The sequence below is a fragment of the Streptomyces sp. NPDC057271 genome, assembly GCF_042668715.1.
Classification (GTDB): domain Bacteria; phylum Actinomycetota; class Actinomycetes; order Streptomycetales; family Streptomycetaceae; genus Streptomyces.
Map to the genome: position 1 here is coordinate 1 of NZ_JBHUYJ010000171.1, position 9,530 is coordinate 9,530.

At 72.6% G+C, this 9,530-nt stretch carries 10 protein-coding genes and 1 pseudogene; 6 read left to right on the forward strand and 5 right to left on the reverse strand.

The window, feature by feature from the left end; translation table 11 throughout:
* Positions 1-1,067: 1,067 nt before the first annotated feature.
* Complete coding sequence (locus ACFUJR_RS37665) at positions 1,068-1,796, reverse strand: GntR family transcriptional regulator (RefSeq protein WP_383179502.1); 729 nt, start codon at positions 1,794-1,796, stop codon at positions 1,068-1,070.
* 333 nt (positions 1,797-2,129) lie between these two features.
* On the opposite strand from ACFUJR_RS37665, the gene ACFUJR_RS37670 reads away from it, so the two are divergent.
* The 6 genes from ACFUJR_RS37670 (at position 2,130) to ACFUJR_RS37695 (ending at position 7,470) form a co-directional block, all read left to right on the forward strand.
* The gene (locus ACFUJR_RS37670; protein WP_383179505.1) at positions 2,130-4,139 is read left to right on the forward strand and encodes a MarR family transcriptional regulator; all 2,010 of its coding nucleotides are present in this window, start codon (positions 2,130-2,132) and stop codon (positions 4,137-4,139) included.
* The gene (locus ACFUJR_RS37675) at positions 4,139-4,327 is read left to right on the forward strand and encodes a hypothetical protein (protein ID WP_383179508.1); all 189 of its coding nucleotides are present in this window, start codon (positions 4,139-4,141) and stop codon (positions 4,325-4,327) included. The genes ACFUJR_RS37670 and ACFUJR_RS37675 overlap by 1 nt, the downstream gene beginning before the upstream one ends.
* Before the next feature lie 2 nt (positions 4,328-4,329).
* Entirely contained in the window at positions 4,330-5,094 is a 765-nt protein-coding gene (locus tag ACFUJR_RS37680) for a DUF2637 domain-containing protein (protein ID WP_383179511.1), read from the forward strand.
* Positions 5,091-5,291, forward strand: coding sequence for a hypothetical protein (locus tag ACFUJR_RS37685; RefSeq protein WP_383179514.1), 201 nt, complete (start codon positions 5,091-5,093; stop codon positions 5,289-5,291). Before ACFUJR_RS37680 ends, ACFUJR_RS37685 begins: the two co-directional genes overlap by 4 nt.
* 55 nt (positions 5,292-5,346) lie before the next feature.
* The gene (locus tag ACFUJR_RS37690; protein WP_383179517.1) at positions 5,347-5,577 is read left to right on the forward strand and encodes a hypothetical protein; all 231 of its coding nucleotides are present in this window, start codon (positions 5,347-5,349) and stop codon (positions 5,575-5,577) included.
* 492 nt (positions 5,578-6,069) lie between these two features.
* Entirely contained in the window at positions 6,070-7,470 is a 1,401-nt protein-coding gene (locus ACFUJR_RS37695; protein ID WP_383179519.1) for a hypothetical protein, read from the forward strand.
* A gap of 19 nt (positions 7,471-7,489) precedes the next feature.
* Here ACFUJR_RS37695 and ACFUJR_RS37700 read toward each other — a convergent pair whose 3' ends face one another.
* The 4 genes and pseudogenes from ACFUJR_RS37700 to ACFUJR_RS37715 all read right to left on the reverse strand — a co-directional run bounded on the left by ACFUJR_RS37700 (position 7,490) and on the right by ACFUJR_RS37715 (position 9,212).
* On the reverse strand, positions 7,490-7,675 hold the full coding sequence (locus ACFUJR_RS37700; RefSeq protein ID WP_383179522.1) for a hypothetical protein: 186 nt from the start codon (positions 7,673-7,675) through the stop codon (positions 7,490-7,492).
* 19 nt (positions 7,676-7,694) lie between these two features.
* Positions 7,695-8,099, reverse strand: coding sequence for a hypothetical protein (locus ACFUJR_RS37705; protein WP_383451215.1), 405 nt, complete (start codon positions 8,097-8,099; stop codon positions 7,695-7,697).
* 235 nt (positions 8,100-8,334) lie between these two features.
* Positions 8,335-8,757: pseudogene (locus ACFUJR_RS37710) on the reverse strand (relaxase/mobilization nuclease domain-containing protein); the annotation flags it as partial.
* A complete protein-coding gene (locus tag ACFUJR_RS37715; RefSeq protein ID WP_383179528.1) occupies positions 8,754-9,212 on the reverse strand; it encodes a plasmid mobilization protein in 459 nt (152 codons plus the stop codon). The pseudogene ACFUJR_RS37710 and the gene ACFUJR_RS37715, both read right to left, overlap by 4 nt.
* Positions 9,213-9,530 lie beyond the last annotated feature (318 nt).

A 9,530-nucleotide genomic window follows, 5' to 3' on the forward strand; every position in this document is an offset into this window, starting at 1 on the left:
TGGTTTGTTGTGGGCTTGCCTCCCTCTCCCTCCCCCCTCCGCTCCGCTGGCCCCCCCCCCCGAACCCACCCCCCCCTCTTGGGGGGGTGGTGTTCCCACGGGGAACACCCCGCCCGGGGGCGTGACGGCAGGCGCCGACGGGCCGCGTACGGTCGGGCGGCATGAAGAGCGAGACACCCTGGGACGCAGAGGGACGCAAGGTGTGCGCCTGGTGCGGCGGGGAGATCACCCAGCCGCCGACCGGGCGGAGCCGCGACTACTGCTCGCGCACCCATCGCGAGTACGCCTATCGGGCCCGGCGCGAGGCGGAGCTGCGGCTCGTCGCGTACTCGCGCGGCCGGGCCGACGAGCGCTCCGTTTCGTCAACTGTCGAAACCCCGGGCCTCCAAGTTTCGTCAGTTGACGAAACTCGGGCTGCTGGTCAGACCTCGGAAAAGCCCAGGATCGTGGCCCGGGTCAGGCCTGCGCCGATCCGGCCGATACCGGCGTCGGAGTGGCAGCGGTCGGGGTCCGGTGGGATGCCTCCGACTCCGCCTCGGCCGGAGCGCCGGCGCCTGCTTCCGCCGCCGCCTGGTGTTCGTCGGGCTGAGGTGGTGCCGCTGTGGCCCGAGCCGACCGATCAGCCGCAGTCGGACGCGTAGCCACGACGGTGGAGATCAAGGCCAGCGGCCGGTCACGCGGCGAGCAACCACAGCGCGGGCAGCAGCTGCTCCCCCTCAGCCCACGGCGGGCGGTGCGGTCGCCTCACGCGCCCGTCTGGCGCGACGGCGGGGGAACGGCGCCCAGCCCAACTCCCGGGCCGCCAGACGGCCGCTCAGCCGCCGCGACCCCACCCCTTCCGCCGCTAGCCGTCTTTCCCACCTCGAAGCACCCGCAGCCGCGCGCGCGGCAGGCCACGGAGGATTACGGGCCCTAGGCGCCCCTGTGCGGCCCGCTGACGGCCGATCAGGGGGCCGCGCGCCTCTCGGCCCGCCGAACCCCGGACAGAGCCGCAGGCGGGCGCCTAGGGTCTCGACACGAAGAAGCCCCGCCGGATTCGGACCGGCGGGGCTTCTTCGTGCGGGAGGTCAGCTCCGGTGGACGCGCCAACGTCCAGCGGGAGCAACCGACTCCCCGACCTCGACAGGGGTGCCCTCGATGTCGACGTACACGTTGCGGGAGAGCGAGACCGGGTCGCCCGGGGCGACGCCCAGGAGACGGGCCTGCTCCTCGGTCGCGGCGGCGGCCGTGGTCGCTTCCTCGGACGCGACGGCCCGGCGGCCCGTGGCGGCCTCGATCGCGGACGGCGTGCCGCCAACGATGCGCTCTCGAACGAGCAGGGCGGGCACGGTCTCGGCGAGTTCGGCGGCGAACCAGCTCGTGGACGCGGACACCGGCTGATCGTCCGCGTTGTGCGTGACGCGCTGACGGCGCACGGCCTGGCCGCCCTCCTCGACCTCCAGGAGGTCGGCGACCCACTCCGGGGGGGTCGACAGGTCGGCGGCCGTGATGACGGCGTACTCGCCATCGGTGTAGATCCGGCCGGTCGACAGGGCGGCCTCCAGCCGGTCCGCCGCCGTGCGGTGCAGCGTCCGCCGGGTGCTGACCGTGGTGGCCGCGCCCTGCCGGGCCTCGGCCAGCCCCTCCGTCTTCAGCGTCCGGTGGACCTTCTGCGCGGTCGCGGTCGAGATCCCGTACTCCGCGGCGAGGTCGCGCACGGACGGGAGCTTGTCCCCGTGCTTCAGCTCCCCACTGACGATCTTCGCCTTCAGCGTCGCGACGACTTGGAGGTACGGCGGCGTGCGCTCCAGGGACATGACGGGCTCCTTCGAGTGTGCTGCGCGGTGTGTAGCTGACTAGCACAGTGTACGCCTTGACACAGCAACTGTGCTACTACAGTATGGCTCTCGAACGACGGTCCCTTCGGGGGCGGTTGGGCGGCCGGAAAATCCAGGGCTCCTCGCGCGCGTACGCGTAGGGCCCCCTCCCCGGAAACGTCCTCAACCTGGAAACCCCCAGGTCAGAGGCGGTTGCGGGGGGCAACTGGCCACCTGCACGCAACCGATGGGATCAACCGCCCCAAATGGGGCGGGCCGGAGCGCCGTTACAGCGGCGATCCGGCCCTCATCCACGATCTTGAAAGGGTCACCGTGGACGTGAAGGAAGCATGGTCGAAGACCGCCGAACAGACCAAGTCGACGTGGCGTACGACGGCGGCTGAGGCCGTGAACGTGGCCGACATCCTGTCGCCGGCGCTCGCGCCGTTCGCGGCGCGCTGGGACGCGGAGGCCGACCGGCGCCGCCAGCTTCGGACGCCGGAGAACCTGAAGTCGCTCATGGACGCCCAGCGTGCCCACAACTCGGCGCGCGCGACGGCCGCGACGGCTCGGAGCCAGCGGACGGCGGCCCGCGCGGCGTCGAAGAACCCGTTGGCGGCCGGGCGTCGGGCGGCTCGTACGGCGGACAAGGCGGCGCGTCACCACCGCGCTGAGGCAAGGACGGCGCTCAAGTCGGCGCGGCGGAACTACCCGGCGACGCTGACCCGCCGGGCGGTCGAGGCGCACGCGGTGCACGCAGTGCCCGCCGCCGCCGCGACCTACCTCATGTCGACGCCGGTCGACTGGACGGTTTGGCCTGCAACCGTGTCGGCCGGACTCGTGGCGCTCAATGCGGCCGGTCTGTGGCTCGGGCGCCGCACGGTGTCGGCGCACATCGAGGACGGTGTCTCGGCCGAGGAGCGGCGCCTGATGGAGCGGCTCGACCCGTCGTGGTGGGTCCAGCACGCGGACGAGCGCGGGCTGTCCGGCACGCTCACCGAGCGACCGGAGATCACGTCGGCCGGGATCGTCTGCGGCGTCCGGCTGGACGGCAAGGGCTGGTCGGCGAAGAAGTTGGCAGCTGAGGCGGACGCGGTCCGCGCGCTGCTCGGAATGAAGACCGAGACGCGGATGCAGATCAGCCGTGGCAGCCACGGTGACCGCGCGCTGATCGTGATCCGCACCCGGTCCGCGTCGGACGGGATCTCGATGATCTGGACGCCCGACCACATCGGTATCGGCATGGACGAGGTGACCGGAGAGCTGGTGGACCTGCCGCTCAAGGCGGGGATCCACGTTCTCCTTGCCGGACGTACAGGCATGGGCAAGTCCGTGAGTTGGCGCCCGCTCGTGATGCGGGCGGTCCTGGACGACGCGTGGACGGCAGTGGTCATCGACCCGAAACGCCAGGAGGCGATCGGCTGGCAGCACTGCCTGCGGTGCGTCGGCCAGGAGACCGACCGCGAGGAGCGCATGGCGCGCATCTACGCGATGGCCAAGGAGCTGACCCGCGAGATGCACCGCCGCCAGGGCATGGCCACCGGCGCCACCTGGGTGCCGGACGGACGGCCGGAGAACCGCAACCTCCTGGTGGTCATCGACGAGGGCGCGGCCATCGTGCGCATGTCGAAGCAGAAGCGGTACGGCGACGTCCTCGACTTGTTCGAGGAGCTGTGGTCCGAGGCCCGGTCGGTCGGCTACCAGTTCGTCTGGGCGACCCAGTTCCCCACCAAGGCGGTCGGCGTCCCGGCGGCCGTGAAGGAGAACATGTCGGCGTTCCTGTCCCTCACGGTCAACCCGGGTGAGGCGGAGCGCGCGATCTTTGGCGAGACCGCTCAGCAGGAGGGATGGCTCCCCTCGCGCCTCGACGGTGTACCGGGCCGGGCGATGCTCCAGTACCGGACGCGCAAGCCGGACCCGCTGCGGCTGTGGCACGTCACGGACGGCATGGTTGCCGCACTGCCCAAGGCTGACCCGTGGCACAGCCCGTCTACGCGGACGCAGGCGCCAGCGCCCGTGTCCGTCCCGGCCGGGGCCCTCCAGTGGACCGACGACGACGGGGACGGGGACGAGTCGACCGATGCCCTGCGGCCCCCGCTCCTGCTCGTCAAGCAAGCGGACCCCAACGCCGTTCCGGCGCAGCGCCCGACTGAGGCGGCCCCGGCCACCAACCGGGACCGGGTCTTCGCCGCCGTGACGGCCGGTGCCCATACGGCCAAGGACGTCGCCGAGGCGACCGGACTCAACAAGGGCACCGTCTCCCGCGAGCTGAAGGCGCTCGTGGAGGCAGGGTCGGTCCGCCGGACCGATGACGGCCTGGTGCTCGGGGAGGTGTCGGCGTGATGGCGCAGTCCCTCGAAACCGCCCTCGTGACCGGCCTGGTCGTCTTCTGCGGAGCGGTCGGCGTGATCTCCCTCGTCGCCCTGCTCCTGGTCCTGCTCCAGCTCGCTGCCGCGACCGCTGGCGCCATCGCCGCCGCCGGGATTGGCGCCACCGTGTCCATCCCGCTTGCCCGCCGGAAGGGGAAGTGACCATGACCAAGCAGCAGATCGAGCGTGCAGCGCTCATCGGCGCGGGCGTCGTCATCGTCGCCCTGACCGCACTCGCGTTCTGGCTCTCCTACGCCCACCTCGCCGAGGTGGCCCGCGCCCATGGGCTCGGTCATGCGACCGAGCGCATGTGGGCCTGGCCCGCGACGCTGGACGCGTTCATCGTCGGCGGCGAGCTGCTGATGCTCCGCGCTGGAATCCGCGGTCGCACCGACTGGTGGGCCATCGGCATCACTGCGGCCGGGTCGGTCGGCTCGATCGTCCTGAACGTGGCCGGGGTGACCGGGGAGAGGGACGCGGCGTCTGTCCCCCTGCTCGACTACGTCGTTGCCGCTGTCCCCCCGACCGCCGCGCTCCTCGCGTTCGGTGTCCTCATGCGGCAGGTCCACGGCCTGGTGGCCGACGTCGAGCCGGTCACCACTGCCCCGGCGGAGATCGAGCGGGACACCGACCCGGCCCCGGTGGTCGCGCAGGTGTCCCCCACCCCCCGGCCGGAACTCGCGCCGGCGCCTGCATCTCCGCTGGTCATCTGTGGGGGACACCTCGAAATCCCGGCTGTCCCCCCGCGTCCCCGGCTCGACACCGAGCAGGCACGCGCTGCGATCGAGCAGGCGTGGCGGGACGGCCTGAGCATCCGTGAGGCAGCCAAGGTGTCCACCCGCGCCCCCTCACAGGTGCAGCGGGTGTACGCCCAACTCGACGCCGTGCGCCCCATCGAGGGACAGACCGTGATCGAGGTGGCCGCGTGATCGGGCTCGTCTACCTGCTCTCGGTCGTGACCGCGCTCGTCGTCCTGGTGGTGGCCCTGCGCCCCCGCCGGTCCCCGGCCACCCCGCTACCCCCGGCGCCCGCCCCGCCCGCGCTGCACCCGGCCGACATGGCAGAGGTCCGTGTGATCCTGACCGCCGCTGCCCAGCTCGCCGCCCGACTTGCCACCGCCGCCTGACCTGACCGACTACTCTCCGGGGCCGCCCGCGCGGCCCCGGGTCTTGGAGGAACCCGTGATCATCGGACGCCACACTGACAGCAAGGGCCGCTCGACCGGTGAGCGCGTCGCCGCCGTACAGCGACACGGCACGCCCGTTACGGACGCCGAGAGGGCCGCCGCGACGAGGCTCCTGGACGCGATGCTCGATGCAGCCGCAGAACACGGCGTCACCCTGGATGACTTCGACTGGGTGGTCGACCTGCCGGGCGGTTGCCTCGACGCGAGCCGCCACAAGAACCGCTGACACGACGAAGCCCGCCGGCCTTTCGGTCGGCGGGCTTCTTTCGGTCCGTCAAGTCACAGGGGCCCCGTGGTGAGCCGGGGCATCAAACGACCCATCAGGTGCAAGGATCGTCCCCAGAAACGGCACAAGCCCCGGAGTGGAGTCCGGGGCCTGCCGCTCACCACCTCGACTCAACCGAGACGGAGAACGTTGCTCGTGACGAGCGTACGAGAGACCAGCGCGACCGCGCCATCCCGCCCCGCCGGACCGAGCTGCAACGGCCCCGGCTGCGGCAAGCCGCTCGTGCACATCCCCGGCAAGCGACCCAAGGTGTACTGCTCGGAGGCCTGCAAGAAGCGGGCAAAGCGGGCAATTGCCCGAAACGCTGAAACCACCACAAACGGTGCGGGGCAGTCCCGGCCCGAGCCAAAAAGGGACGCGGGCTTTAGTAGTAAGGGAAAATCTCCGTCCACCGCAGGTCAGAGGGGGTGCGCAACCCCCACGGACCGCGCCGTGACGGCAACCCCGGACGGGCCGTCAGAGGCGGGAGAGTCTGAGAGGGCGCGGCCCTCTCAGGAGACGGCGGCGCGAACGGGCAAGCCGGACTCGCGAGACGAGCGGTACGCGCGGCGCGACCGGCACCAGGCCGTGGCGCTCGGGGAAGCCTTCCGCGCGTGCGGCAACCGGCTCACTGGCAAGGCGGCCACGCTGATGGCGGCGACCGGTGAGGCGGCGATCACCGGCGTCTGCCGCTGCAACAACGTCCACCTGTGCGCCTGGTGCGGGACGCGCATCCTCGCGGTGCGGGCCTCGAACGCCCAGCTCATGGCGGACGGCCTGGCGGCGGCCGGGTACGGGCTCCACCTCGGCACCAACACGCTGCGGCACTTCGAGCGGATGGCGTTCGGCTCGAACCGCAAGGGCGAGCGGTTCGGCCTGATCAGCGTCCTACACGACGGCTGGCGCGGGGCGTACGGGTCCGCCGGGCGGCCGTGGCGGCGGCTCAAGGCCGAGTTCGGCGTGATCGGCTACGAACGCGCCTACGAGGACACGTGGGGCCCGAACACGGGCTTCCACCTGCACTGGCACACGCTGTGGGTCACGGCCGCGCCGCTCGACGCGGACGGCCAGCTCGCGTTCCGCCGGGCCATCGCCACGGCGTGGGCGGACGGCGTGCGCAACGCGGGCGGCTACGAGGTGAGCCAGACCTGCGACCGGCCCGACTGCTCGTGCGGCGGCGAGGGGCACGGCACCGACCTGCGCTCGCTGAACAGCGGCGAAGAGGGCGAGACCGCCCGCTACCTGTACAAGGACGGTGACAAGGGCACGGCCAAGATCGGGCTTGAGCTGTCCCGGCAGGACCTCAAGGACGGCCGTCGGGTCGGCCGCCTTGGGCCGTGGCAGCTCGGTGACGCGGCGGCCGAGGAAATGGCCGAGAGCGGCGGCGTCCCCGGGATTTACACCACCGCGTACCGCGAGCGTGAGCGAGGGATCTACGGCGTGCGGAAGCAGTACCGCACGCAGGGCCTCAATGCTCTGGTGAAGGCTCTGGAGATCCCGCAGGACACCCGGACCGAGGAAGAGATCACGGACGAGTCCGGCGGTCTCCAGCCGATCATGGTCATCCCGTCCGGCACCTGGTACCGGCACATTGCCCGCGTCCCCGGCCGCCGTCTCGACCTGGTCAAGGTCGCGGAAGCGCACGGCATCTCTGGTGTCCGGCTCCTGATCGAGTCGTGGGGCCTGCGGTGGGGCGTCGACGTCTTCGACCCGCAGACCGAAAGCGACGGCCAGGTCCTCGCCGCAACCGAGGACGAAGACGAGACTGCGATTCCGCCGGCGCTTCTGCTCCCGGCCGCGCGGACCTTCGTGGAGCACATCCACCGGACCCGCCGCCGGGTCCCGACCCGCTGACGAGAACTCCGAGTTGTCGTCAGCGGCAATCGTCGCCGCGAGGACCGAGAGGCCGCCGCCCACCGGGCGTCGGCCTCTCCGTCGTCTCCGGGACCTCGACCCACTCGCCCTCGATGGCGCGCTCGATCGCGGATCGAGCGCGGGCGTCTCGTACGGGGATCTCGATGGCGGGGCCGGTGCCGAGTGGGCGGCGCATGGTGCTCATGGCGGCAGTCTCCACCTGGTCACAGCCCCCGGCCGCGTCGGGGCTGGGGTGGCTCGGGCGGCCGGGGCGGCTGACTGTTCGGGCCCGTGGCTCGGGTCGTACCCGTGCGCCTGGTGCTCGTCGTCGTACTGCGGGCGCGAGCGGCTCGGGCCCGGCTCACCCCCGTGAGCCGTTCGGCGGCGGCTGCCTGACCCGGGGTCAGGGGCGGGTGGCTCGGCTGGTGCGGCACCTGAGCGGGCTTGGGCTCCTGGGCGACCTCGGTGGCCGGGGCCGGTGTCGCCCACGCCGTACGCGGGTCCGGGCTCCCGAGCGTCTCGCCCAACTCCGCCCAGCGCAGATCCCGCGAGACCCGTGACGCGGCCGACCACACCTGGGCGCCCTCGCCGTCCGTCCAGCCGGGCAGGCTGAACGAGTAGCCGCTCATCCGGCCGTTGCGCGCGGTGTTCGCGCGGTAGTCGACCCCGGCCTCCGTGAGCGCGGCCTCGAACGCGAGGCGTCCGTCGCCGGCGGATGCGTCGCGGGCGGCGCGGACGAGCTCGCGCAGCTGCTCGCGCTCGGGCCGCTCCGCCCCCCCGCCGCTGGGCGGCGGCCCGTTCCGGACCCGAGACCTGCGGCGCGACCCGGTTCGACCGCTCCTCGGCGTTCACCAGGCCGTGCTCGCGCTCCAGCGCGCGGACGATCGGCCGGGACCTCGCGTAGTCGTGCGAGTCGGAGGCGAGTTCGCCGGACCAGCGGACGCGCGACACGGTCAGGTGGATGTGGTCGTCACCGTGGCGGACCGCGACCCACGGGACGTCCGGCCCCCACATCCGGCCGACGTACTGCTCCGCGATCTGCCCCCACTGCTCATCCGGCAGGACCCCGTCCTCGTCGGGGAGCGACAGGCTGCAGCGCCAGATCGGGCGCTCGACGTCGGCCCGCCGGCGGTTGTGCCGATCGATGATCCGGGCGACCTGCTGCGGGGTCCCGGGAACCGATCCGCCCACAATCCGCGGCTCCTTGTGCTCCTCGCGGTGCCCCGGTCCGAAGTCGTACCGGAGCGCTCCACCCGCGCGCTTCCCCTTCGTGACCTTGGCAATCACGTGTCGGCCTCGTGCGCCTGGTGCTTGTCCTCGTCGGCCTGGTCCTCGACGGTGACGCGGTCCGGGCCGAGTCCGCGCACGGCCAGGGCGGCCCGCCCGATCTCCTCGACGGCGGCAGCGATCGCCGCCGGGAGTTCCCGCTGCTTGTGCGCGTACCGCGTGAGCTGGTTCAGGTTGTTCGCCGCCTGGACGAGCTGGCCATACGCGGCAGCATTCACCAGCGGCACGACCGGCACGTCCCCCGGCACCCCGGTCCGGCCGGTCATCGCCTCGGTCACGACGGCCCGCACCCACGCGCCCAACTCCTTGCGGCCGGTCTGCTCGCGTGCGGCGTGCCACGCCTCCAGCTCGTCCGGCGTCACCCGGACCGAGACGCAGTGCGTCCGCCGGCGCCCCGGCTCTCCCCTGACCATCCCCCGTGCCTCCCCGTGCTGGTGATCCTCGATCACCAGCATGCCGGGTGCGACGCCCCGTCCGGCCCTCGGCCGGACGGGCGCTCGCGCCCGGCGGACCGGCCCGTTCAGGGCCCGGTCCCTCCCCCGCTGCGACCGAAGGGAGTGCGGGGCGAGCGGCCCATAAGCGAAGCGTTGGGCCATAGCTCGCTCCCAGGGGAATCGGCCGCAGGCCGTCAGCGGCCGAACCGGCCCGATTCCCCTGGGCGTCCCCGGCCCGCACTCGGTCAACTACCCGGCCGCTTGCCGGGGAGCTGGGCGCGGTCGAGGGCGCAACTTCCCAACGTGCACCACCCACCGGACCGACCCCACCGCCCCCGT